General features: G+C 40.2%; 23 protein-coding genes. 10 read left to right on the top strand and 13 right to left on the bottom strand.

What is annotated here, in order from left to right; translation table 11 throughout:
• Positions 1-18 precede the first annotated feature (18 nt).
• From HMPREF3020_RS03095 to HMPREF3020_RS03080, 4 genes are all read right to left on the bottom strand, one after another.
• On the bottom strand, positions 19-1,323 hold the full coding sequence (locus HMPREF3020_RS03095) for a sodium ion-translocating decarboxylase subunit beta (RefSeq protein ID WP_070775507.1): 1,305 nt from the start codon (positions 1,321-1,323) through the stop codon (positions 19-21).
• A 10-nt stretch (positions 1,324-1,333) separates the two neighbouring features.
• Positions 1,334-3,124, bottom strand: a complete 1,791-nt coding sequence (gene oadA / locus HMPREF3020_RS03090; RefSeq protein WP_070775506.1) for a sodium-extruding oxaloacetate decarboxylase subunit alpha — start codon at positions 3,122-3,124, stop codon at positions 1,334-1,336.
• Between the two features lie 15 nt (positions 3,125-3,139).
• Complete coding sequence (locus tag HMPREF3020_RS03085; RefSeq protein WP_049370319.1) at positions 3,140-3,406, bottom strand: oxaloacetate decarboxylase subunit gamma; 267 nt, start codon at positions 3,404-3,406, stop codon at positions 3,140-3,142.
• A 287-nt stretch (positions 3,407-3,693) separates the two neighbouring features.
• The gene (locus HMPREF3020_RS03080; protein WP_070775505.1) at positions 3,694-4,725 is read right to left on the bottom strand and encodes a branched-chain amino acid aminotransferase; all 1,032 of its coding nucleotides are present in this window, start codon (positions 4,723-4,725) and stop codon (positions 3,694-3,696) included.
• 482 nt (positions 4,726-5,207) lie between these two features.
• On the opposite strand from HMPREF3020_RS03080, the gene HMPREF3020_RS03075 reads away from it, so the two are divergent.
• Positions 5,208-6,098 (top strand): transcriptional regulator GcvA, encoded by an 891-nt coding sequence (locus HMPREF3020_RS03075; protein WP_049370309.1) that lies wholly within the window; start codon positions 5,208-5,210, stop codon positions 6,096-6,098.
• Positions 6,095-7,183: a 23S rRNA (cytidine(2498)-2'-O)-methyltransferase RlmM gene (gene rlmM, locus HMPREF3020_RS03070; RefSeq protein ID WP_070775504.1), complete on the top strand. Its 1,089-nt coding sequence runs from the start codon at positions 6,095-6,097 to the stop codon at positions 7,181-7,183. Before HMPREF3020_RS03075 ends, rlmM begins: the two co-directional genes overlap by 4 nt.
• A 59-nt stretch (positions 7,184-7,242) precedes the next feature.
• On the opposite strand, the gene cmoB is transcribed toward rlmM, so the two are convergent.
• Together cmoB and putP are read right to left on the bottom strand one after the other, a co-directional pair.
• Positions 7,243-8,208: a tRNA 5-methoxyuridine(34)/uridine 5-oxyacetic acid(34) synthase CmoB gene (gene cmoB / locus HMPREF3020_RS03065; RefSeq protein WP_070775503.1), complete on the bottom strand. Its 966-nt coding sequence runs from the start codon at positions 8,206-8,208 to the stop codon at positions 7,243-7,245.
• On the bottom strand, positions 8,208-9,722 hold the full coding sequence (gene putP, locus HMPREF3020_RS03060; protein ID WP_070775502.1) for a sodium/proline symporter PutP: 1,515 nt from the start codon (positions 9,720-9,722) through the stop codon (positions 8,208-8,210). The genes cmoB and putP overlap by 1 nt, the downstream gene beginning before the upstream one ends.
• Positions 9,723-9,839: 117 nt before the next feature.
• On the opposite strand from putP, the gene rng reads away from it, so the two are divergent.
• Both rng and HMPREF3020_RS03050 read left to right on the top strand, forming a co-directional pair.
• On the top strand, positions 9,840-11,315 hold the full coding sequence (gene rng / locus HMPREF3020_RS03055) for a ribonuclease G (RefSeq protein WP_070775501.1): 1,476 nt from the start codon (positions 9,840-9,842) through the stop codon (positions 11,313-11,315).
• A gap of 83 nt (positions 11,316-11,398) precedes the next feature.
• Positions 11,399-11,602 (top strand): hypothetical protein, encoded by a 204-nt coding sequence (locus HMPREF3020_RS03050; protein WP_070775500.1) that lies wholly within the window; start codon positions 11,399-11,401, stop codon positions 11,600-11,602.
• Between the two features lie 62 nt (positions 11,603-11,664).
• On the opposite strand, the gene HMPREF3020_RS03045 is transcribed toward HMPREF3020_RS03050, so the two are convergent.
• A complete protein-coding gene (locus HMPREF3020_RS03045; protein ID WP_070775499.1) occupies positions 11,665-13,062 on the bottom strand; it encodes an MATE family efflux transporter in 1,398 nt (465 codons plus the stop codon).
• 45 nt (positions 13,063-13,107) lie between these two features.
• Here HMPREF3020_RS03045 and HMPREF3020_RS03040 point away from each other — a divergent pair, with 45 nt between their 5' ends.
• Complete coding sequence (locus HMPREF3020_RS03040; protein WP_070775498.1) at positions 13,108-13,719, top strand: riboflavin synthase; 612 nt, start codon at positions 13,108-13,110, stop codon at positions 13,717-13,719.
• Positions 13,720-13,787: 68 nt separating this feature from the next.
• Here the strand turns inward: HMPREF3020_RS03040 and HMPREF3020_RS03035 are convergent, their stop codons facing one another.
• Positions 13,788-14,396, bottom strand: a complete 609-nt coding sequence (locus HMPREF3020_RS03035) for a DedA family protein (protein ID WP_070775497.1) — start codon at positions 14,394-14,396, stop codon at positions 13,788-13,790.
• Positions 14,397-14,622: 226 nt separating this feature from the next.
• Here HMPREF3020_RS03035 and rplY point away from each other — a divergent pair, with 226 nt between their 5' ends.
• From rplY to folC, 4 genes are all read left to right on the top strand, one after another.
• On the top strand, positions 14,623-14,910 hold the full coding sequence (gene rplY, locus HMPREF3020_RS03030; protein ID WP_005698823.1) for a 50S ribosomal protein L25: 288 nt from the start codon (positions 14,623-14,625) through the stop codon (positions 14,908-14,910).
• Positions 14,911-15,013: 103 nt separating this feature from the next.
• A complete protein-coding gene (truA, locus tag HMPREF3020_RS03025) occupies positions 15,014-15,808 on the top strand; it encodes a tRNA pseudouridine(38-40) synthase TruA (RefSeq protein ID WP_049356504.1) in 795 nt (264 codons plus the stop codon).
• A gap of 65 nt (positions 15,809-15,873) precedes the next feature.
• Positions 15,874-16,767 (top strand): acetyl-CoA carboxylase, carboxyltransferase subunit beta, encoded by an 894-nt coding sequence (gene accD, locus HMPREF3020_RS03020; RefSeq protein ID WP_070775496.1) that lies wholly within the window; start codon positions 15,874-15,876, stop codon positions 16,765-16,767.
• Positions 16,768-16,771: 4 nt separating this feature from the next.
• Positions 16,772-18,076 carry a bifunctional tetrahydrofolate synthase/dihydrofolate synthase gene (folC, locus tag HMPREF3020_RS03015; protein ID WP_070775495.1) on the top strand — a complete coding sequence of 435 codons (1,305 nt, stop codon included), beginning with the start codon at positions 16,772-16,774 and terminating at the stop codon, positions 18,074-18,076.
• Between the two features lie 46 nt (positions 18,077-18,122).
• Here the strand turns inward: folC and HMPREF3020_RS03010 are convergent, their stop codons facing one another.
• Together HMPREF3020_RS03010 and argR are read right to left on the bottom strand one after the other, a co-directional pair.
• Entirely contained in the window at positions 18,123-19,007 is an 885-nt protein-coding gene (locus tag HMPREF3020_RS03010; RefSeq protein ID WP_070775494.1) for a TIGR01777 family oxidoreductase, read from the bottom strand.
• Positions 19,007-19,462 (bottom strand): transcriptional regulator ArgR, encoded by a 456-nt coding sequence (argR, locus tag HMPREF3020_RS03005; protein WP_070775493.1) that lies wholly within the window; start codon positions 19,460-19,462, stop codon positions 19,007-19,009. Before argR ends, HMPREF3020_RS03010 begins: the two co-directional genes overlap by 1 nt.
• Before the next feature lie 186 nt (positions 19,463-19,648).
• On the opposite strand from argR, the gene mdh reads away from it, so the two are divergent.
• Positions 19,649-20,584 (top strand): malate dehydrogenase, encoded by a 936-nt coding sequence (gene mdh / locus HMPREF3020_RS03000; protein ID WP_070775492.1) that lies wholly within the window; start codon positions 19,649-19,651, stop codon positions 20,582-20,584.
• A 321-nt stretch (positions 20,585-20,905) separates the two neighbouring features.
• On the opposite strand, the gene HMPREF3020_RS02995 is transcribed toward mdh, so the two are convergent.
• Genes HMPREF3020_RS02995 through lolB form a run of 3 tightly spaced genes read right to left on the bottom strand, consistent with a single transcriptional unit; the run spans position 20,906 to position 23,401 of the window.
• A complete protein-coding gene (locus HMPREF3020_RS02995; RefSeq protein ID WP_005698775.1) occupies positions 20,906-21,853 on the bottom strand; it encodes a ribose-phosphate pyrophosphokinase in 948 nt (315 codons plus the stop codon).
• Position 21,854: 1 nt separating this feature from the next.
• A complete protein-coding gene (gene ispE, locus HMPREF3020_RS02990) occupies positions 21,855-22,778 on the bottom strand; it encodes a 4-(cytidine 5'-diphospho)-2-C-methyl-D-erythritol kinase (RefSeq protein WP_070775491.1) in 924 nt (307 codons plus the stop codon).
• Positions 22,778-23,401: a lipoprotein insertase outer membrane protein LolB gene (gene lolB, locus HMPREF3020_RS02985; RefSeq protein ID WP_070775603.1), complete on the bottom strand. Its 624-nt coding sequence runs from the start codon at positions 23,399-23,401 to the stop codon at positions 22,778-22,780. Before lolB ends, ispE begins: the two co-directional genes overlap by 1 nt.
• Positions 23,402-23,415: the final 14 nt, after the last annotated feature.

Raw genomic sequence — 23,415 nt, 5'->3', positions numbered from 1 at the left:
TTTTCAGCTTCCGTAACCTTACATCAACGTACCGACATATTTTAACATGACCCCAGCGGCAATCGCTGAGCCAATTACCCCAGCGACGTTTGGTCCCATTGCGTGCATGAGTAGGAAGTTTTGGTTATCTGCTTCCAATCCGATTTTATTGGAAACGCGAGCGGCCATAGGAACGGCAGATACACCAGCAGAACCAATGAGCGGGTTAATTTTGTTTTTGCTGAATTTATTCATCAATTTTGCCATTAATACACCGCTACCTGTACTGATTCCGAAAGCAATGACACCAAGAATTAAAATGCCTAATGTTTGCGGTTGTAGGAATTTATCGGCGATAAGTTTAGAGCCTACAGACAAGCCAAGCACAATGGTTACAATGTTAATCAAGGCGTTTTGTGTGGTATCGCTTAAACGTTCAACGACGCCACTCACGCGCATGAGATTACCGAAACAGAACATCCCAAGCAATGGGGCAGCATCAGGTAAGAGTAAACCAACGAGCAACAGCAAAATAACCGGGAACAAGACTTTTTCACGATTACTCACATGGCGCATTTGCGTCATGCGGATTTTGCGTTCTTCTTCTGTGGTTAACGCTTTCATAATCGGTGGTTGAATCAACGGCACTAATGCCATGTAAGAATAGGCCGCTACGGCAATCGCGCCAAGCAATTCAGGTGCCAGTTTACTGGTGAGATAAATCGCTGTCGGACCATCCGCACCACCGATAATACCGATAGACGCGGCTTGAGGCAGCGTAAATTCGATAATACCGAAATAATTTAACGCTAGCGCACCGAGTACGGTAGCGAAAATACCGAATTGTGCTGCAGCGCCAAGTAGCAATGTTTTTGGATTGGCTAATAACGGACCAAAGTCTGTCATAGCACCCACGCCCATAAAAATAACCAATGGTGCAATGCCATATCCTATCGCAACTTTATAGAACAATGCTAGAATACCGGCACTATACCCCATATCCACAGATAAAGCTTCTAATTGATTTATCATGGATATTGGCGCAGAATTTAGCGCTGTTTTTATCAAGGCAGGATCGGGTGGTATACCTAATTGCGAAGCAATTACCGCAATTTGCTCTGGTGAGCCGAGATGAAGCAAATTCTCTAATGCTGTCATGGCTAGTCCTGCCTCAGGGATATTTGACAATAATCCGCCGAAACCAATTGGTAGCAACAGCAAAGGTTCAAATTTGCGTGAGATGGCAAGCCACAGCAACAGTAGGCTCACAGCGATCATCACTGCTTGCCCCCATTGCAGATGGAATATGCCCATCCCTTTAATTAACGCAATAATACTCTCCATAGACCATTCCTTATGCTAAGGTCATCACGGTGTCACCTACGGCGACAGCATCACCGGCTTTGACGCAAATGCCACGCACGGTACCAGCTTGTGCAGCTTTTACTTCGGTTTCCATTTTCATGGCTTCGAGAATGAATAATACATCGCCAGCTGCTACGGTTTGGCCTTCTGTTGCAACAACTTTCCAAATATTACCTGCCATCGGCGCCGTTACTGGTGTACCACCGGTTGCTGGAGCAGGAGTCGCTTGTGGTACAGCTTGAGGAGCAGTAGTTGCGACATGAGAAATATCACCGCCTTCGCTTACTTTCACTACAAAAGCTTTACCTTCCAATTCCACGGTATAAATAGCGGAGCCAGAGGCTGCTGGTGCAGCTTTAGAAACCAGTTTATTTTCCACCGCACTTTCATTGCCGGTTGGAGTGGGTTCAAAGGCGGCAGGATTGTTGCGGTTTTCTAAGAATTTCCACGCAATTTGAGGGAAGAGCGCTACGATTAAAGCATCATCTACGGCATTGTCTGCCAATTTCACGCCTTTCGCTTTAGCTTGTTCTGCAACTTCAGCTTCAATTTTCGCCATTTCAGGCGCAATGTGATCGGCAGGGCGGTCTGTTACTGGTGCCGCACCTTCTAATACTCGAGCTTGCAACACACTATCTACCGGTGCAGGTGTTTTACCGTATTCACCTTTTAAAATACCGGCAGTTTCTTTGGCGATAGTTTTGTAGCGTTCGCCAGTGAGAACGTTAATAACCGACTGTGTACCAACAATTTGAGAGGTTGGTGTAACGAGTGGAATGTAGCCCAAGTCTTTGCGCACGCGCGGGATTTCTTCTAATACTAAATCTAATTTATCGGACGCATTTTGTTGTTTTAATTGGTTTTCCAAGTTGGTGAGCATACCGCCTGGTACTTGTGCTACTAAAATACGGCTATCTACACCGCGTAATTGGCCTTCAAATTTGGCATATTTTTTACGCACATTACGGAAATAGGCAGCAATTTTTTCCAAGCGAGGAATATCCAAACCGGTGTCATATTCAGTGCCTTGTAAGGTGGCGACTAGGGATTCAGTTGCAGGGTGACCATAAGTTCCAGACATAGAAGAAATTGCCGTATCAATACCATCTACACCTGCTTCAACCGCTTTTAATAGCGCCATTTCTGCCATACCAGTGGTGGAGTGACAGTGTAAATGCAATTCTACGTCGAAACGTTTTTTGATTTCGCGCACTAAGTCTGCAGCCGCCATTGGATTTAAAATACCGGACATGTCTTTGATGACCAAGCTGTCGATACCGATTTCAAGTAATTGCTCAGTCGTATCAAGCCAGGTTTGCATGGTATGAACTGGGCTGGTGGTATAACTTAAAGTCCCTTGAGCATGACCACCAAATTTACGTACTGCTTGTAATGCCGCTTTCATATTACGTGGATCATTGAGTGCATCAAATACACGGAAAACATCCATACCATTCGCTACACAACGTTCTACAAAACGTTCTACTACATCATCAGCATAGTGGCGATAGCCTAATAGATTTTGGCCACGTAATAACATCTGTAATGGAGTTTTTGGACAAGCTTTTTTCAATTCACGCAAACGAACCCAAGGATCTTCACCTAAAAAGCGAATACAGCTATCAAATGTTGCACCGCCCCAAGCTTCCAACGACCAATAGCCAATATCATCTAATTCATGAGCAATTGGTAACATATCATCAAGACGCAAGCGCGTTGCGAAAAGTGATTGGTGGGCATCACGAAGCACCAGTTCTGTCATTTTAATTTTTTTAGCCATGGTAAAATCCTTATTTTATTTGAACTGTTGGGTACGTCGATGGTGTGCGATAGCCGCTGCAATCACAGGACGTAACCGCTCAAAATCGTCAGTAGGTGCCGCAGAAAGTGCGGTTGAATTTTGGGAAGTTTTGGGTTCGGGTTGAGGTTCTGGAAAAAATCGGTTGATAAGTTTAGACATCACTCCAATTGCCCAAATTAAAATGAGCAAAAAGACCAATACAAAACCCATCCCTGAAAACATCAGGTTAATTCCTTCGCCTATAAGTGCAGAGGGAGTCATCATTTTTCTTCCTTATTTGCTTGAAAAAATGGACAATTTTATTCTAATCGATCTGTTTAAATAAAACTGTGATGAAGATCATAATTTGAAATATAGGCACACAATAAAAGGGGAAATGTGCGGTTGATTTTGAAGTATTTTGGCGTGAGTTAAATATTATTAATGAGGTATTTCTACTGAAACATACTTTATACAAAGCGTGTAAAAAACTAAAAGGACTAAGTTCTATAGTGACAGAACTTAGTCCTTGAATTAAATGAATCTCGATTTGTTGATAGAAAGGAAAATTATTCTACTTTTACAATCCAGCCTTCAGGTGCTTCCACATCACCGAATTGGATACCGGTTAATTCGTTGTAAAGTTTGCGTGTAATAGGGCCAACTTCCGTTTCTGAATAGAACACGTGGAATTTACCTTTATGTTGAATACCACCTACTGGCGTAATCACTGCAGCAGTACCACAAGCCCCCGCTTCGGCAAATTGATCAAGTTGATCGATATACACATCACCTTCAATGGCTTCCATACCTAAACGTTCTTTTGCAATGTGAAGTAATGAGTATTTCGTGATACTTGGTAAAATAGATTCAGATGCAGGCGTGATAAATTTGTTATCTTTGGTGATACCAAAGAAGTTTGCCGCACCCACTTCTTCAATTTTAGTGTGAGTTTTAGGATCAAGGTAAATCGCGTCTGCAAATTTACGTTCTGGTGTACCTTGTTCTGCGGCTAGTTCATGTGGAAGCAAGCTTGCCGCATAGTTCCCCCCCACTTTTACGCCACCGGTTCCCATCGGAGCAGCACGGTCGTAATCAGTCGTAATGAAGTTAGATGGTGCTAAACCACCTTTGAAATATGCGCCTACTGGGCAGCAGAATACAGAGAAAATAAATTCAGGTGCGGTTTTCACGCCGATATTCGCCCCCGTACCAAAGAGGAATGGACGTAAATATAATGTCGCGCCAGAACCGTAAGGACCTAACCATTCTTGGTTTGCTTTCACCACTTCTTTACAAGCACGGATAAATAATTCTGTTGGCACTTGAGGCATCAATAAACGATCTGCGGTATGTTGCATACGTTTTGCATTTTGATCAGGACGGAATAAGTTGATTGAACCATCTTTACAACGATAGGCTTTTAAGCCTTCAAAGCATTGTTGACCGTAGTGAATTGCCGTTGAACCTTCGTGGATATGTAGCATATTATCAGTGGTAAGTTTCCCTTCATCCCATTTACCATCTTTCCAATGTGCGATGAAACGATAATCTGTTTTGATATAACTAAATCCAAGATTGTTCCAGTCTAAGTCTTTCATTTTGCTTCCTTAATTTGTATAAATAATTTTATGAATGGAAATGCAGTTAATCTACACCATAACGGCTACTATGAAAACCTTTAAACACAAAAATATTGTGATTTCTCAAAATTTTTATTGGATTCTCAAATTTTTGAAGTAGGTCAGGAAATAAAATTTTGCTTATGTTAGAATGGCTGAAATAAAAAAACGCCGCTCGAAACGAGCAGCGCTTAACCAGAATGGTTTAATATATACAGGAAGTAAATGAGTAACTTAATTGTTACTCCAGTTCGGAGAACCGAACTATATGCAAACACAACATCATACTTAAGTCTGAAACTCATTAACTTGTAAGGAATTACCAATCATTAAGTATGTGTGTATTGTAGGTAGAAGGTAATGGAAGGACAAATGATGTTTTTTTATTTGATGCATAAAAAAAACTAATCCGAATTGAATCTTTTTCATTATAAACTAAAATTTAGCCGTTGGGAAGAATTATGTATAAACGTTTGCCTCCCCTGAATTCATTGAAGTCTTTCGAATCAGCTGCTCGACATTTAAGTTTTACAAAGGCTGCTGATGAACTTTTTGTGACACAAGCCGCAGTGAGCCATCAAATAAAATTATTAGAAGATTTTTTAGGTGTCGAGCTTTTTATACGCAAAAATCGTTCACTCGAATTGACGGAATTTGGGAAAGCCTATTTTGTTGATATTAACAAAGTCTTGCGAAAATTAAATGAAGCGACTGAACGTTTATTAACACTTAAAGCAGAGCCACATTTGGCAATTAGTGTGCCACAAACCTTTGGTATTCAATGGCTTGTGCCACATTTGAGTGATTTTAATAAGCAACACCCTGAAATTGAAGTGCGCTTGAAGGGCGTTGATCAAGATGAAGGTTTATTAAATAAAGAAATTGATATTGCCATTTATTATGGCAAAGGTGATTGGGAAAATTTACAAGTCGATCGATTAGGTGAAGAAAACTTAGTGATTTTGGCGGCACCTTCATTGCTTGAGAAAATTCCCGTTCGCCGTCCAGATGATTTGAAAAAGCACACGCTGATTCACACACATACTCGAGATAACTGGCAAGCGATGGCTGATTATCTCAAATTAGATGATTTGAATATTCAGCAAGGTCCATTATTTAGCCATACCTTTATGGCATTACAAGCTGCCGTTCATGGTCAGGGTATCGTGCTAGCTAATCGTATTTTGGCTCAGCAAGAAATTGAAAATGGTCATCTGCAAATTGTGTTACCAACCGAATTACGGGATCCGAAATCATTCTATGTAGTCAATCATTTAGATCGTTTAGATGATGAACAGATTCAAGCCTTTAGAACATGGATTAAAGATTCAATAAAATTAGGGAAAATATGAATAAATTAGCCTTATATTGTCGAATTGGCTTTGAAAAAGAAGTGGCCGCAGAAATTACTGACCGCGCTTCTGAGCGTGGCGTATTTGGTTTTGCTCGCGTGCTAGAAAACAGCGGTTATGTCATTTTTGAATGCTATCAACCAGGTGATGCAGATCGTTTAGCGCGAGAAATCCCTTTTAATCGTTTGATTTTTGCGCGCCAAATGATCGTCGTGTCAGATCTCTTAGAAAACCTGGATCCTCAAGATCGTATTTCGCCAATTCTGGCTCAATATGAACGCATTGCAGAAGACATTAATCTTAAGCAAGCGGTAGAGCTATTTGTTGAAACAGCAGATACGAATGAAGCCAAAGAGCTTTCGACATTTTGCCGAAAATTTACCGTACCGTTGCGCCAAGCATTGAAAAAGAAAGGTTGGTTACAAGGCAAACCGAATGCAAAGTGCGGTCAAATTTTGCATTGTTTTTTCACGCAGCCGAATTGTTGCTATGTGGGGTATTCCTATCTTGGTAATAATTCCACCCACTTTATGGGAATCCCACGTTTAAAATTCCCAGCGGATGCACCAAGCCGTTCAACTTTAAAATTGGAAGAAGCGATTTTAACCTTTATTCCTCGAAATGAAGAAAGTAAACGCTTGAATGAAAATATGGTTGGGGTCGATCTCGGTGCTTGTCCTGGCGGCTGGACTTATCAATTAGTGAAACGTGGTTTATTTGTGTATGCGGTTGATCACGGCAAAATGGCGGCGAGCTTACATGATACTGGCAGAATAGAACATTGCCCAGAAGATGGATTTAAATTCCAACCACCAAAACGTAAGCATATTGATTGGCTTGTGTGTGATATGGTGGAGCAACCAAGTCGAATTGCGAATTTAATTGGAAAATGGTTAATTAACGGCTGGTGCCGAGAAACTATTTTCAATTTGAAATTACCAATGAAAAAACGCTATCAAGAAGTGATGTTGTGTTTAGAAAATCTTGCGGTAATGTTAGCAGAAAAAGAACTGGAATTTGATATTCAGGCGAAGCATTTGTATCACGATCGTGAAGAGATTACGGTGCATATTGCCTTAAAATAGAAAAGCAAAGTGCGGTCAAAAAACATGGGATTTTTTGACCGCACTTTTTATTTAAATTATTATTTATTGGCTAAAATCACTGCGCGAGTAGGGGCTTGATAGCCTTCGATGGTTTTACTGTGATCGTTTGGATCTAAGAAATCAATCAAACTTTCATTTTCTAACCAATCCGTTTTACGCTGTTCTTTTAATGTTGTGGTGGCGACATCCACACAACGCACATTAGTAAAACCGACCTTTTCCAACCAATTAATGAGCGCAGCAACGGAAGGAATAAAATACACGTTCTTCATTTTTGCATAGCGATCTGAAGGCACTAAGACCGTATTGGCATCACCATCAACCACTAAGGTTTCTAACACCAATTCGCCACCTTTTACTAATTGGTTTTTTAGCTGTGTGAGATGATCGAGCGGCGATTTACGGTGATAAAGCACACCCATTGAGAATACCGTATCAAATGCCGCAAGTGGTTGCATTTCTTCAATACCTAATGGGATCAAGTTAGCTCGACGATCGTTATTTAGTAATTTTCGAACTGCTTCAAATTGGCAAAGGAAAAGCTCGGTTGGATCAATACCAACGACCATTTTTGCGCCTTCACCAACCATTCGCCACATATGGTAGCCGCTACCGCAGCCCACATCTAAAATGGTACGATCTTTTAATGGTGCAAGATGAGGCAAAACACGATCCCATTTGAAATCAGAACGCCATTCGCAATCCACGTGAATATCAAATAAATGATAAGGTCCTTTTCGCCACGGCATCAATTGCTTCAAATGATGGATAATGCGTTGTTTTTCGCCCTCTGAAAGTGGGGAAGTGCGGTCAGATTTCACCGCATTTTTTAAATCGATGGTATCTGCCTGTAAATCAGGGAGAAAGTCCACGATTTTTGACCATTTTGCATAATCACCATGGGTTTGTTTTTCCCATTCTTTTAACTGCAAAGGCAATGTTTCTAGCCAAGCAGATAAATTTGTGGTGGCAATTTGTTGATAAAAAGGACGAAAATCAATCATTATTTTGCTTCCTTATAGGCTTTTTCTGCTTTCTCAAAGGTTTCTTTAACTTCATTTTCAGGTTCTGCGGAAAGGAGAGAAACCACAATAATCGCCAAGCTAGCAAGGATGAATCCTGGGATCATTTCATAGACATTAAACCATTCACTGGTTTCTGGAATCACCGATTTCCAAGCAAAGACAACCACTGCACCGACAACCATTCCTGCCATAGCCGCTGATGAAGTCATGCGTTTCCAGAATAAGGAGAAAAGTACAACAGGACCAAATGCTGAACCAAATCCAGCCCAGGCAAATTCAACGAGTTTTAATACTTTGCTGTTTTCATCCTGTGCAATCCAAATCGCAATGCCCGCGATAACTAAAACCATTGCACGACCTAACCAAACTAATTCTTTTTCAGAAGCTTTTGGACGAATAAAACCTTTATAAAAATCTTCAGTAATAGAGCTTGAAGAAATTAATAATTGAGCGGAAAGTGTACTCATTACTGCCGCCAAGATCGCAGAGAGTAGAATACCGGCAATCCATGGATTAAAGAGCAATTTAGCCAGTTCAATAAAGACTTGTTCTGGTTCATTATTTACCACACTAGCCACATTTGGGTTAGCAAAGAAATAAGGAATTCCGAAGAAACCAATACCAATCGCACCGGCAAGGCAAATCACCATCCATGTCATACTGATACGGCGTGCTTTAATAAGAGATTTCACCGAGTAAGCAGCCATAAAACGAGCAAGGATATGCGGTTGACCAAAATAACCTAAGCCCCAAGCCGCTAAACTTAATAAACCTAATGGTGTAGTAGAACTGAATAAATCGGTAAAGTCTTTATTTGCTGCGATTTCTGCTTGATGTAGCACTTCAGTAAATTGTGATGCATCACCCAAACTTAAAAAGATAAAGAGAGGCGTTAAAATCAGTGCAAAAATCATCAATGTGGCTTGAATGGTATCCGTCCAACTTACGGCTAAAAATCCACCGATAAAGGTATAGACGATGGTCGCTAATGCGCCGTACCAAATTGCTGTGGAATAGTCGACTGAGAATAGGTTTTGGAATAATTTCGCCCCAGCAACCACACCAGAACCACAATAAATAGTGAAGAATACCAGGATGATTGTTGCTGACACAATTTTTAAGAGATTATGTGATGTGCCAAAGCGATGGTGGAAATATTCCGGTAGTGTGAGAGCATTGTTGTTAAATTCGGTATAGATCCGTAAACGACCAGCTACGAGTAACCAGTTAAAATAAGCCCCGAGGATTAAACCAATGGCGATCCAACCTTCAACCAGGCCAGACACATACACCGCACCCGGCAAGCCCATTAATAACCAGCCGGACATATCAGATGCGCCAGCAGACATGGCTGTCACAAAACTTCCGAGTTTACGGCCGCCTAAAATATAATCGGATAAGTTGTTTGTATAATAATAGGCAAGGACACCGATTAAAATCATGCCGAAAATATAAATACTAAAAGTAATAAGTGTTGGGTCTAAACCAAACATTAAATACCTCAAAAAAAGTCATGAAAATTTGAGAAAGGTCATATTTTACCTTATTTGGGTCTATTATTCTATTTTCCTTTTCGATAGACTTATACCATTAAAACTAAGGTCGAAAAAATGAATTCTGTTGAATTATTAATGAATGTTACGCCTAATGAAACCCGCGTTGCGCTGGTGGAAACGGGCGTTTTAAAAGAAGTTCACATTGAACGTCAAGCCAAACGTGGCATCGTGGGGAATATTTATAAAGGGCGAGTAACCCGTGTTTTACCGGGGATGCAGTCCGCGTTTGTAGATATCGGTTTAGAAAAAGCCGCATTTTTACATGCTTCCGATATTGTTTCACATACCGAGTGTGTGGATGTGAACGAACAAAAGCAATTTCGAGCAAAAAGCATTTCTGAACTCGTACGCGAAGGGCAGGATATCGTAGTACAAGTGGTAAAAGATCCTTTGGGCACAAAAGGCGCAAGATTAACTACCGATATTACGTTGCCTTCTCGTTATCTCGTCTTTATGCCGGAAAATAGCCATGTTGGTGTATCACAACGTATTGAAAGTGAAGAAGAGCGCGCAAGATTAAAAGCGCTTGTTGAGCCTTTTTGTGATGAGTTAGGCGGCTTTATTATTAGAACGGCCACCGAAGGGGCAACGGAAGAAGAATTGCGCCAAGATGCGGAATTCTTAAAACGTTTATGGCGTAAAGTACTTGAGCGTAAAGGAAAATATCCAACCCGTTCTAAAATTTATGGCGAACCCGCATTGCCGCAACGTATTTTGCGTGATTTTATCGGTGCTAATTTAGAGAAAATTCATATCGATTCCAAACTTTGTTTTAACGAAGTAAAAGAGTTTACCGATGAATTTATGCCGGAATTAAGTGAAAAATTGATGCTTTATACAGGCAGTCAGCCGATTTTTGATATTTATGGTGTAGAACGTGGTATTCAAAATGCACTTGAAAAACGCGTGAATTTAAAATCAGGCGGCTATCTCATTATTGAGCAAACCGAAGCCATGACGACCATTGATATCAATACCGGTGCATTCGTTGGTCATCGAAATTTAGATGAAACAATTTTTAACACCAATATTGAAGCCACTAAAGCCATTGCACAGCAGTTACAACTGCGTAATTTAGGCGGTATTATCATTATTGATTTTATTGATATGCAAACCGATGAACATCGCAATCGCGTGATTGAATCCTTGGAAGAGGCCCTATCGAAAGATCGCGTAAAAACCAATGTAAATGGTTTCACTCAACTTGGTTTAGTGGAAATGACCCGTAAGCGCACACGAGAAAGTTTAGAACACGTATTGTGTGATGAATGTCCAACCTGCCAAGGTCGTGGACGCGTGAAAACGGTCGAAACGGTATGCTATGAAATTATGCGTGAGATTATTCGCGTTAACTACTTGTTTTCGAGTGAACAATTTGTGGTTTATGCCTCTCCAGCCGTGGCGGATTATTTAATCAAAGAAGAATCGCACGGTTTATTGCCAGAGATCGAAATATTCATCGGCAAACAGGTTCAAGTTAAAACAGAGCAGTATTACAACCAAGAACAGTTTGATGTGGTGGTGATGTAAAAGATAAAAGTGCGGTCAAATTCGACCGCACTTTTTATCCTTAAACTTAGATAGAATATGAGTGGATCAAAGGTAATAGAATAATGAAATATGTTTTTGGATATTTTGCGAGTATTCTGGCTTTTTCTTTGCTTTATTTTGTAGCTATTTTTTATGTGCAATTTGATGCAGGAGTTAATAACATAAATTATGTTCTTCTAGCAAAAGAGGCAATAGTAGCAAGTTTGAAACTTCATATCCTCATTCTTCCTATTATATTTCTAACGACTAAAAGAAAAACAAAATAGCATGGTGGAGCACTTTATATTTGTGTGTGAAAGTACTCTGTACAAGTTATTTTTTACTTTAATTACTTCAATCTTTCTAACTGTTGAATAATGGCTTCATCAGATTGTGATTGGATTTTTCGCATACGTATAAAGAGTAAAGTGGCGGCAATGGTTAAGGCAATAATAAACGCGACCCAGAAACCTTTTGCGCCGATGCTTGGAACAATCCAATCCGTTCTTGAAAGAATATACCCAACGGGGATACCCACGCCCCAATAAGCAAGTAACGTGATATAAAGGATAATCTTTGTGTCTTTATAGCCACGTAAAATACCGCTAACTATTACTTGCACTGAATCTGAAAATTGATAAATCGCCGCCATCGCTAATAAGCTGCCTGAAAGGGCGATAACGGTGGCATTATCACCCACAATTAATGCGGCGATTTCTGCACTAAATACCCAAATCACCAATGCCAATACACTTGCCGCAATCAAACCAAGAATAATAGCGGCGTGAGCCATGATTTTGGCTTTTTGTGGTGCGTGATTACCAAGCTCTTGTGCCACTAAAATGGTAGCAGCCATCGCAATAGACATGGGGAACATAAAGGCTACGGCACTGGTATTTAAGGCAATTTGGTGGCTGGCGACCACATCCGCACCTAATGGTGAAAGTAATAAACTACTTAAGGCAAAGAGTGAGACTTCACTGCACAGCGCAATGGCAATAGGCAAACCAAGTGCGGTCAGTTTTTTCAGTGTTTTGATATCTGGTTTCTCAATAATCTTTTCAAAGACTTTCAAACTACGTTCGTTATAGTTTTTGGCAGAATAGGTAATCATCAAGATTGCCATCGCCCAGTTGACAATAGCCGTTGCCACACCACAACCGACACCGCCCAACGCAGGTGCACCAAATTTGCCGTAAATAAACATATAATTCAGCGGAATGTTCAGCATTAACCCTATGAAGGTAATCACCATGGCCGGTTTGGTCTTAGCAATGCCATCATTCAAACAGCGAAAATTAATCAGCAATAAATAGGCAGGTAAGCCCCACACCATCGCACGCAAATAATTCATCGTCACATCTGCCATGTGGGCATCCATATTCATAAACTGCAATATGAAATCATTATGATAGATGATGAGTGCAAGGGGAATCATCACTAAAAATGAAATCCAAAGGCCTTGTCTCACTTGGTGAGCAATGCGATGGCGTTGTCCAGATCCATTTAAATAGGAAATTGTTGGTGGCAAGGCGAGTAATAAGCCTTGTCCGAAAAGTACTAAAGGTAGCCAAATAGAGGCACCAATACCGACACCGCCTACATCAGCCGAGCTCACACGCCCCGCCATAATCACATCCACGGTGCCCATGCCAGTTTGAGCTAATTGGGCAAGACCGATAGGTGTCGCAATTCGGATAAGTTTTTGAATATCAATACGGTATTGAGAAAAAAGACGAGAATTCATAAATTTTGCTATAATATTGGAAAAATTTTTAATGAAGGAATAATAATGTTTACAGGTATTGTACAGGGCATCGCCCAAATTCATGCAATTAAAGATAGCGATAATTTTAGAACACAGATCGTAAAATTACCAGCTGAAATGCGAAAGGGCTTGGAAATCGGTGCATCAGTGGCGAATAACGGTGTGTGCTTAACAGTAACTGAAATTCATGATGATCTTGTGAGCTTTGACTTAATGCAGGAAACCTTGCGCATCACCAATCTCGGCAGCTTAAAAGCAGGGGATTTTGTCAATATCGAACGCGCGATGCAAATGGGCGACGAAATTGGTGGACATATTTTATCCGGCCACGTTTATTGTACCGCAAGCGTTTCACAGATTATCGAAAGCGAAAATAATCGTCAGGTTTGGTTTAAATTACCTACTAAAGACGTGATGAAATATATTCTCACTAAAGGATTTATTGCGATTGACGGCATAAGCCTTACCATCGGTGAAGTGAAAGGTGATGAATTCTGCGTGAATTTAATTCCAGAAACCTTACATAGAACTCTGATTGGCAAACGCCAAATTGGCGATCTAGTGAATATCGAAATCGATCCACAAACACAAGCGATTGTGGATACAGTGGAACGATATTTAGCAGCTAAAGCTTAGTTGGAATGAAAAAGTGCGGTAGAAAACAATGTTGTTTTTTACCGCACTTTTTATTGGATTGTACCAGATTAGTTAACTTTAGATTTCTTCGCTTTTTTCCATTTCCAGAATAAGAAAACCGCTAATGCACCAACAAGGATGTAAATTACAAGCTGACCTTTTTGAATTTGTTCGTGTAACCAATCTAAGTTTTTAGCACCTAATTCGCCAAGATAAACCCAAATTGGTACGGAAATAATGGCAGCGCAGAAATCAATTAATACAAAGCGTGTGTAACTGACGCGGCGGGTAATACCTGAAACCATATAAATTGGCGCGCGTAATCCAGGAAGGAAACGAGCCACAAATAAAACACGGTTGCCGTATTGGGCAAATTTTTCACGCACCATTTTTAAGCGTTGTAAGGTGAGCACTTTGCGCATCGGACGGAAACGAAGAATTCGAGTGCCGTAAATACGACCAAGCCAATACATACAAGAGTCACCAGCAAGCACACCAATCATACTGACTAACAACATTAAATGGGAATTGACACTTTCAGGATAAAGACCAGCAATTACGCCACCGGATACGAGCGTGATATCTTCTGGAATGGGTACACCAAAGCCACAAATAATAAGAACAAATAGCACCGCCCAATAACCGTAATCGGTAAAAAAGCTGATAAGAAATTCCATTTGAAACCCACTTACAATCAGTTAGTTAAAATTAATTAAAAATTGGGGCTTATTTTAATCGCTTTGCCTTGAAAAGCCCAGAAAAAATTTGCTGTATAAATTTGCATTGTGGGGCTGAATATTTTATAATCCGTCGCTCTCAAAGTTTGTCTTTGAGCAAATTTAGGAAAATTGCTGGGTCGCCTGCAATTTTTTATTTTAAACTTTTAATCAAGAGAACATTAAAATGGCATTTAAATTTAACGCTGAAGTTCGTCAAGCGCAAGGTAAGGGTGCGAGCCGCCGCCTGCGTCACAACGGTCAAATCCCTGCAATCATTTATGGTGGCAGCGAAGCACCTGTTTCAATCATCTTAAATCACGATGAATTAAACAACGCACAAGCTCACGATTCTTTCTATAGCGATGTAATCACTTTAGTGGTTGAAGGTAAAGAAGTTGCAGTGAAAGTTCAAGCAATGCAACGTCACCCATTCAAACCAAAATTGGTTCACATTGACTTCAAACGTGCTTAATTTTTAGCTTGTGATAAGAACACCAATAATGATGAGTTATTGGTGTTTTTTCTTTTCGGGCAAAGTGCGGTCAAATTTGACATCGTTTTAGGAGTATTTTCCAATGAAGATAGCCTTAGGCATTGAATATAACGGAAAACAGTATTGTGGCTGGCAGCGACAAGAGAAAGTGCGTAGCGTACAAGAAGAATTAGAAAAAGCGTTATCTTTCGTGGCAAATGAAAAAATTGAAGTGTTTTGTGCGGGCAGAACAGACTCTGGTGTGCATGGCACGGGGCAAGTCGTGCATTTTGAAACCACAGCGGTTCGTCCTGAAAAAGCCTGGGCATTTGGTACTAATGCGAATTTACCTGATGATATTTCAGTGAGTTGGGCAAAAGTGGTTGATGATGAATTTCACGCTCGTTTTTCGGCAACTGCGCGTCGTTATCGTTATATCTTGTATTGCAATAAATTACGTTCAGCCATTTTGCCGGAAGGGATTACTCACTGCCATTTAGATTTAGACGAAAAGAAAATGCACCAAGCGGGGCAGTTCTTATTGGGTGAAAATGATTTTTCCTCTTTCCGCGCGGCACAATGTCAATCAAATACCCCTTGGCGAAATGTGCATCATTTAAATGTGGTGCGAAAAGGGCAGTATATTATTGTGGATATTCAAGCTAATGCCTTTGTGCATCATATGGTGCGCAACATTGTAGGAAGCTTGATTGAAGTCGGTGCAGGCAATCAACCTGTTGAGTGGATGAAATGGTTGTTAGAGCAAAAAGATCGTAAATTGGCCGCGCCAACAGCGAAACCCGAAGGCCTGTATTTAGTCAATGTGATTTATCCTGAAAAATTTGCGATTCCACAGAAAAATTTAGGGCCGTTGTTTTTAGAAGATAATCTCATCTGACTAGCAAATTTCGCTAAATTATGATTAAATACGCAAACTTTTCTAGTTAATAAAAAAGGTAAAAAATGAGCTGGATTGATAAAATTTTTAGCAAAGGAACCTCTTCCGCTACATCACGTAAAGCAAACGTGCCAGAAGGGGTTTGGACAAAATGTACCTCTTGCGAACAAGTCCTTTACGGCGAAGAAGTAAAACGTAATTTACATGTTTGCCCAAAATGCGGCCATCATATGCGCATTGATGCTCGTGAGCGCCTTTTAGCCTTATTAGATGAAGGTTCAAGCCAAGAATTGTCGGCTGATTTAGAACCAAAAGATATTCTTAAATTTAAAGATTTAAAAAAATATAAAGATCGTATTACTGCTGCACAAAAAGAAACCGGTGAAAAAGATGCGTTAATCACAATGACGGGTACACTTTACAACATGCCTGTAGTTGTTGCCGCATCTAACTTTAGTTTCATGGGCGGTTCAATGGGCTCTGTTGTGGGTTCAAAATTTGTAAAAGCGGCAGAAAAAGCAATTGAATTAAACTGTCCATTTGTATGTTTCTCTGCAAGTGGTGGTGCACGTATGCAAGAAGCACTTTTCTCATTAATGCAAATGGCAAAAACCAGTGCGGTATTAGCAAAAATGCGTGAAAAAGGTGTGCCGTTTATTTCTGTATTAACTGACCCAACATTAGGTGGGGTATCTGCAAGTTTTGCGATGTTAGGTGATGTAAACATTGCTGAGCCAAAAGCATTAATCGGTTTTGCGGGCCCACGTGTTATCGAACAAACCGTACGTGAAAAATTACCAGAAGGCTTCCAACGTAGTGAATTCTTACTCGAGAAAGGGGCGATTGATATGATCGTGAAACGTTCAGAAATGCGTTCAACCCTTGGAAACCTTTTAAGCAAACTCACCAATCAACCTTCACCTTTTGTTGAAGTAGAAGTTGTTGAACATGATGAGTAATACAATGAATTTAAAAGCCACTTCGCCACTCGCAGAGTGGCTTTCTTATTTGGAAAACAGTCACTTTAAAGCTATTGATTTAGGGCTAGAGCGTATTAAATCAGTGGCTGAAGAATTGGAACTTTTGAATCCCGCACCTTATGTGATCACGGTGGGGGGCACAAATGGTAAAGGAACAACTTGCCGTTTGCTTGAAACTATTTTGTTAAATCACGGTTTGCGTGTAGGTGTGTATTCCTCACCTCATTTATTGCGTTATAACGAACGTGTTCGTATTCAAAATCAAGACTTGCCAGATGAAATGCATACCGCTTCTTTTGATTTCATCGAAAAGCATAAAACGCAGTCCCTCACTTATTTTGAATTTAGCACCTTATCAGCTTTGCATTTATTCAAACAAGCGAAGCTTGATGTCGTCATTTTAGAAGTAGGGCTTGGTGGACGCTTAGATGCAACCAATATTGTCGATAATGATCTGGCAGTTATCACCAGTATTGATATTGATCATACAGATTTTCTAGGTTCAACTCGCGAAGAAATTGGTTTTGAAAAAGCGGGGATTTTCCGCGCGAATAAACCGGTTGTGATTGGCGAACCTAATGTTCCGCAGCCTATGTTAGAACAAGCGGAGAAATTACATTGCCACGTTTCACGCCGAGATGTTACTTGGTCGTTTAAAGCCAATGAGCAAACTTGGATGTGGCAGAGCAATAAAGTGCGGTTAGAAAATCTGCCGTTTTGCCACATTCCATTAGCTAATGCGGCAACAGCTTTGGCTGCTGTTGAACAGATGCCTTTTGATATTTCTGTCGATACCATTAAACGTTCACTAATTGAAGTGGAATTGGTAGGCCGTTTCCAACAATTAAAAGGTAATCAATTAGAAAAATTGGCAGAACGCTTGAATATGCCTTATTCACAGTTGCCAAAAGTGATCATCGATGTTGGGCATAATCCTCATGCAGCAAAATATTTAGCCGAGAAATTGGCCGCACTTAAAGCACAAATTTCAGGTCGAATCATTGCCGTTTGCGGTATGTTAAAAGATAAAGATGCGGAGTCGGTGTTTTCCCAACTGACTTCCGTTATTGACCAATGGCATTGTGTGACATTAGGTGGTTACCGTGGCCAATCAGGTGATGACTTAAATGCAAAATTAACATCAGTTTACCCATCAGCAAAAAGTGTTTCTGAAGACTCCGTCATTAAAGGGGTTCAAAGTGCGGTTAAAAATGCAGATAAAAATGACATTGTGCTTGTATTTGGATCTTTCCACACTGTAGGGGAATTTTTAGAATATTTGGCTTAATGGATATGAAAAATAATAAAGGCTGGTTTTGACCAGCCTTTTGTTTTTAAAGTGTATTATGGAAATAATCACTTAATTCTAAGTATTGGAATGTAAATCCACAATCTAACAAATGTTTTGGATAGGCATTCTGACTGTCTAATAGAATGCAAGCTCGTTCACCGAGAAGAGAGTTGAGTAAAAATTGAGGCACTTGAGCAAAACAAGGCCGATGTAATGCTTCACCTAATAGTTGGTTAAAGGTCTTGTTTTTAACAGGATATGGCGCAGTAAAATTAAATGCTCCTTCGCAAGCGTTATGATCAAGTAAAAAGAGCAGTCCTTTTACCATATCCTCTAATGCGATCCAGCTCCAATATTGCTCGCCATTCCCTAATTTGCCGCCTAATCCGAAGCGATAGAGCGAAAGGATTTTTGCTAAAGCCCCGCCTTTTGGAGAAAGCACTAATCCCGTTCTGACTAAACAGACTCTTGTGTTAGCTTGTTTTGCTGCATTTTCCCAATCAATACAAAGCTGAGCGGTAAATTGAGTACTTGGATTTGTGTCTTCGGTGATCTGCTCTTCGCCACAGTTTCCATAAATTCCCGTTGCAGAACCTGAAATCAAGACTGGGGGATGTTCACTTTGATTAATAAGTTGAACAATCTGCTGTGTTAAATCAATACGGCTATGACGCAGTTTCTCTTTTTGTTGAACTGTCCATCTTTTATCGAAGATGGGCTCACCGGCAAGATTAATGACCGCATTAAATTCATTTAAGTCTTTGAGTGTTGAAAGTGCGGTCAAAAATTGCGGTGTTTTTTCAGGGAAAACAGATTGGGCTTTTTCAATAGAGCGTGTTAATACGGTAACGCTATCGCCACGTGAAAGTAGCGATTCAACTAAGGGTTTGCCAACAAATCCCGTTCCACCGGTTACTAAGATATTCATTATAGATTGCTTTCAAAGAGCGTTTGAATTTGTCCTAAAAGCGATTTGATTGTTGTCTCTTTTGTTGGTGTCACAAAAATAGTGTCATCTCCCGCAATCGTGCCCAAAATACCTTCTGGTTTACCAATGGAATCTAATAAGCGAGCAATCAACTGTGCCGCACCTGGAGAGGTTTTAATGACGATAACGAAATCATTGTGGTCAATATCCAAAACCAGATTTTTCAATGGACTGCTGGTGGCGGGGACACTTAATTCACTTGGTAAGCAATACACCATTTCCATTTTCGTGTTTCTCGCACGAACCGCACCAAATTTACTTAGCATCCGTGAAACTTTAGACTGGTTAATGCTTTGAAATCCTTGGTTTTTTAAGGCTTCAACAATTTCACTTTGAGAAGCAAATCGTTCTTGATGGAGCAGTTCTTTAAAGGCTTTTGTTAATTGATCTGACATAGTGATTCTCGTATAGGGGAATTTGCATAAGAATTGCATAAAAATTCATTTTAGGCAATTAAAATAAATTTGCCGTTTGAAAAGTTTGAGCTAGATCGCATTATTGAATTTCTCTGTTTGTAATTTAATGGCTAAGACTTTAAAATTCTACCTAGTTAGGATTAATTAATACATGAGGAGTATTTTATGAAAGTTGCAGTATTAGGCGCAGCAGGCGGTATTGGTCAAGCATTAGCCTTATTACTTAAATTACAATTACCCGCTGAAAGTGAATTAGCACTGTATGATATCGCACCAGTGACACCAGGTGTGGCTAAAGATGTGAGTCATATTCCAACAGCGGTGAAAGTAGAAGGTTTTGCGGGAGAAGATCCAACACCTGCACTTAAAGATGCTGATGTCGTTTTAATTTCTGCAGGGGTAGCACGTAAACCGGGTATGGATCGTTCAGATCTTTTCAACATCAATGCGGGTATCGTGCGTAACTTAATTGAACATGTTGCAAAAACTTGTCCAAAAGCTTGTGTAGGTATTATCACCAACCCTGTGAACACGACTGTTGCGATTGCTGCAGAAGTATTGAAAAAAGCGGGCGTTTACGACAAACGTAAATTATTTGGTGTCACCACTTTAGACGTATTACGTTCTGAAACATTCGTATCGGAATTAAAAGGCTTAAATGTTTCTCGTACAAGTGTACCAGTTATTGGTGGACACTCAGGTGTAACGATTCTTCCATTACTTTCACAAGTTCAATATGCTGAATGGAAAGAAGAGGAAATTGCACCATTAACAAAACGTATCCAAAACGCAGGTACTGAAGTGGTTGAAGCAAAAGCAGGTGGCGGTTCTGCGACACTTTCTATGGCTCAAGCTGCGGCACGTTTTGCACGTTCATTAGTAAAAGGCTTAAGTGGCGAAACTGTGGTTGAATGTACTTATGTAGAAGGTGATGGCAAATACGCACGTTTCTTCGCTCAACCGGTACGTTTAGGTAAAGAAGGTGTGGAAGAAATTTTACCAATCGGTATTTTAAGTAAATTTGAACAAGATGCGTTAGAAGCAATGTTACCAACATTGCGTGCGGATATTGAATTAGGCGAAAAATTTATTAACGGTTAATTTAATTCTATTTCTAGAGAAGAGGAGCTGTATGCTCCTCTTTTTTTATACGAAAACGATCAAACATAAAAAAGTGAAGAAAAAGCGTGATTTAGCTCACAAATTTGAACATTGCTATTTGCAATATAAAGGGCTTTGCCGTATTCTTAAATCACTAAAAACAAGTGCTATTTTTAAATAGCCGACATCTATTTTGCTTTCCGAGTAGTGCCCCAGTGGGGCACTTTTTTTGCCCTATTTTTAGTTGCAGCATAAAAAAGTGCGGTCAAAAAACACTGGATTTTCTGACCGCACGTTTAAAATGAATGCTAAGCGAAAGAATTATTCAAACATTGCTGAAATAGATTCTTCATTGCTGATACGACGAATTGCTTCAGCAAGCATAGTTGAAAGAGTCAGCACGCGTACTTTACCAAGTGCTTTCATTTCAGGTGAAAGTGGAACAGTGTCAGTTACCACGATTTCATCAATGGCATCGCTCGCTAAATGTTGTGCAGCTGCACCAGAGAATACGGCGTGAGTTGCATAAGCAAATACGCGTTTTGCACCACGTTCTTTTAATGCTTCAGCCGCTTTACATAATGTACCACCTGTATCAATCATGTCATCCACAAGGATACAATCACGATCTGCGACATCCCCAATAATATGCATAACTTGTGATACGTTTGCGCGTGGACGACGTTTATCGATAATTGCCATTTCGGTATCGTTTAATAATTTCGCGACCGCACGAGCACGAACCACACCACCGATATCTGGAGAAACAACGATAGGATTGACAAGATCGGTTTTCTTCAAGATATCATCAAGTAAAACTGGTGAACCGAATACGTTATCAACTGGTACATCAAAGAAACCTTGGATTTGCTCTGCGTGTAAGTCACAAGTTAATACACGGTCAATCCCTACAGTTGAAAGTAAATCAGCTACCACTTTTGCAGTGATTGGCACACGAGCAGAACGTACACGACGATCTTGACGAGCATAACCAAAATAAGGAACAACGGCAGTAATACGGCCGGCAGATGCACGACGTAAAGCATCAACCATTACAATCAATTCCATCAGGTTGTCATTCGTTGGTGCACAAGTAGATTGAATAATAAACACGTCTGCACCACGCACATTTTCATTAATTTGCACTTGGATTTCACCATCGCTAAAGCGTCCAACAGTGGCATCGCCTAATGAAATGTAAAGACGTTCAGAAATCTTTTTCGCTAGCTCAGGCGTAGCATTTCCAGCAAAGAGTTTAATGTCTGGCATTTTATATAACCTCAGGTTGAGTGTAGATAGATTGGTTGGTCGAGAGTTGTTTCAACATCGCATGTAATGGTGAAACATTTAATCCTTTAGCAACAAAGCCGAAAAATTCTTTCGGTTTTTGTTGGAAAACAGCTTGTGCTGATTTTTCATCATCAAATTCAGCAAAAACACAAGCCCCGGTTCCGGTTAATCTGGCTGGTGCATATTGTAGCAACCATAGTAGGGCTTTTTCAACTTCAGGATATTGAGTTCGCACGACTTTTTCGCAATCGTTTGCAAACGGTTGATTCAAAAGTTCGGCAAGGGATCTTTTTTCTGTATTGCGTGGCAAATCGGGATCGCTAAAGACCACTGCAGTAGAAATCGCAGTTTCAGGTTTTAGTACCACATAATATTTTTCTTGTGGTTCACAGTATTGGATTTTTTCACCTACGCCTTCTGCAAAAGCGGCTTGGCCATGAACAAAGATGGGGACATCTGCCCCGAGTTTTAATCCGAGCTCTGCAAGTTCATCAATGGATAAATGGGTTTGCCATAAATAGTTTAAAGCAAGGAGGGTAGTTGCTGCATTAGATGAACCGCCGCCAATACCACCGCCCATTGGCAGAATTTTATCTAAATGAATTGTGGCACCGAGCGTACAGCCTGTTTTTTCTTGTAGGAGTGTCGCTGCACGATAGATTAAATTTTGTTCTAGAGGTAAGCCTGGAATTTCAGGAGTGATGCGAATTTGTTTATCTTGGCGAATATCAATGGTGAGCCAATCGCCGAAATCAAGAAATTGGAAAAGCGTTTGTAATTCGTGGTAGCCGTTTGACAGTTTACCGTTTATATAGAGAAATAAATTGAGTTTTGCGGGGCTTGGAAAGCGGTTAGGCTTTCCAAGAGAAGTTGAAAGTGCGGTCGAAAAGTGATGTGTTTTCATTAGAACGCCCATTCATCCACACGAATTTTTAGGGTTTGTGATGTACTTTTATTCTTTAAGAGAATATTTTCAGGCATCGAATTATCTGCATGATAACTTAAGTAATCGGCTGTCCACATCGAGCCATCAAGCGGGTAGCTAAATTCGGATAAAAGGTGATTCGTTCCAACTTGGTAATCGGCGTTATCTGCTGGCTGACCCTTTAACCAATAAGATAAATGCTCTAATGGCACATCCATTCCGATGATTTCGCGTAACAATAATTTGGCATTTTTGTCAGATTGTTGGTTGCCTTTATTATCCGAAATCGTCATGCCATTTGGATGCATCTCCATGGTTAGCGTTGTTTTGCTAATGAGAGAATAAAGTTTTAACTTATAGGCTTTTGGGTTTTGATATTGCCACTCAAAGCGGCTCGAAAAACGCTCTTGTGGACTGATGTAACCAATTTGTCCTTTGGTGCTATAAGATTGAATTTGTTTGATTTTTTTGAGGTGCTGTTGCCACGTAATATCGTTCTTATCGATATGTTGAACATCTGTTGGGCGCTCTGCATCAAGTGTACAAGCAGACAAGATCGCACTTGCAAATACAGGTGCTAGAAGAGATTTTAATAATTTCATAACAAAATATTTAC

Origin of the sequence: Haemophilus sp. HMSC068C11 (genome assembly GCF_001815355.1) — a bacterium.
Classification (GTDB): Bacteria; Pseudomonadota; Gammaproteobacteria; order Enterobacterales; family Pasteurellaceae; genus Haemophilus_D.
This window is presented reverse-complemented; position numbering and strand designations above follow the sequence as displayed.

What these genes read in the sequence shown, in the direction of transcription:
- HMPREF3020_RS03045 (WP_070775499.1), bottom strand. Translation starts at nt 13,062, where the DNA reads ATGAATTCTCGTCTTTTTTCTCAATACCGTATTGATATTCAAAAACTT.
- putP (WP_070775502.1), bottom strand. Translation starts at nt 9,722, where the DNA reads ATGTTTGGTTTAGACCCAACACTTATTACTTTTAGTATTTATATTTTC.
- mdh (WP_070775492.1), top strand. Translation starts at nt 19,649, where the DNA reads ATGAAAGTTGCAGTATTAGGCGCAGCAGGCGGTATTGGTCAAGCATTA.
- HMPREF3020_RS03040 (WP_070775498.1), top strand. Translation starts at nt 13,108, where the DNA reads ATGTTTACAGGTATTGTACAGGGCATCGCCCAAATTCATGCAATTAAA.
- HMPREF3020_RS03035 (WP_070775497.1), bottom strand. Translation starts at nt 14,396, where the DNA reads ATGGAATTTCTTATCAGCTTTTTTACCGATTACGGTTATTGGGCGGTG.
- argR (WP_070775493.1), bottom strand. Translation starts at nt 19,462, where the DNA reads ATGTCAGATCAATTAACAAAAGCCTTTAAAGAACTGCTCCATCAAGAA.
- ispE (WP_070775491.1), bottom strand. Translation starts at nt 22,778, where the DNA reads ATGAAAACACATCACTTTTCGACCGCACTTTCAACTTCTCTTGGAAAG.
- HMPREF3020_RS03075 (WP_049370309.1), top strand. Translation starts at nt 5,208, where the DNA reads ATGTATAAACGTTTGCCTCCCCTGAATTCATTGAAGTCTTTCGAATCA.
- rplY (WP_005698823.1), top strand. Translation starts at nt 14,623, where the DNA reads ATGGCATTTAAATTTAACGCTGAAGTTCGTCAAGCGCAAGGTAAGGGT.
- folC (WP_070775495.1), top strand. Translation starts at nt 16,772, where the DNA reads ATGAATTTAAAAGCCACTTCGCCACTCGCAGAGTGGCTTTCTTATTTG.
- lolB (WP_070775603.1), bottom strand. Translation starts at nt 23,401, where the DNA reads ATGAAATTATTAAAATCTCTTCTAGCACCTGTATTTGCAAGTGCGATC.
- HMPREF3020_RS03010 (WP_070775494.1), bottom strand. Translation starts at nt 19,007, where the DNA reads ATGAATATCTTAGTAACCGGTGGAACGGGATTTGTTGGCAAACCCTTA.
- HMPREF3020_RS03050 (WP_070775500.1), top strand. Translation starts at nt 11,399, where the DNA reads ATGAAATATGTTTTTGGATATTTTGCGAGTATTCTGGCTTTTTCTTTG.
- rlmM (WP_070775504.1), top strand. Translation starts at nt 6,095, where the DNA reads ATGAATAAATTAGCCTTATATTGTCGAATTGGCTTTGAAAAAGAAGTG.
- rng (WP_070775501.1), top strand. Translation starts at nt 9,840, where the DNA reads ATGAATTCTGTTGAATTATTAATGAATGTTACGCCTAATGAAACCCGC.
- oadA (WP_070775506.1), bottom strand. Translation starts at nt 3,124, where the DNA reads ATGGCTAAAAAAATTAAAATGACAGAACTGGTGCTTCGTGATGCCCAC.
- cmoB (WP_070775503.1), bottom strand. Translation starts at nt 8,208, where the DNA reads ATGATTGATTTTCGTCCTTTTTATCAACAAATTGCCACCACAAATTTA.
- accD (WP_070775496.1), top strand. Translation starts at nt 15,874, where the DNA reads ATGAGCTGGATTGATAAAATTTTTAGCAAAGGAACCTCTTCCGCTACA.
- HMPREF3020_RS03095 (WP_070775507.1), bottom strand. Translation starts at nt 1,323, where the DNA reads ATGGAGAGTATTATTGCGTTAATTAAAGGGATGGGCATATTCCATCTG.
- truA (WP_049356504.1), top strand. Translation starts at nt 15,014, where the DNA reads ATGAAGATAGCCTTAGGCATTGAATATAACGGAAAACAGTATTGTGGC.
- HMPREF3020_RS03085 (WP_049370319.1), bottom strand. Translation starts at nt 3,406, where the DNA reads ATGACTCCCTCTGCACTTATAGGCGAAGGAATTAACCTGATGTTTTCA.
- HMPREF3020_RS03080 (WP_070775505.1), bottom strand. Translation starts at nt 4,725, where the DNA reads ATGAAAGACTTAGACTGGAACAATCTTGGATTTAGTTATATCAAAACA.
- HMPREF3020_RS02995 (WP_005698775.1), bottom strand. Translation starts at nt 21,853, where the DNA reads ATGCCAGACATTAAACTCTTTGCTGGAAATGCTACGCCTGAGCTAGCG.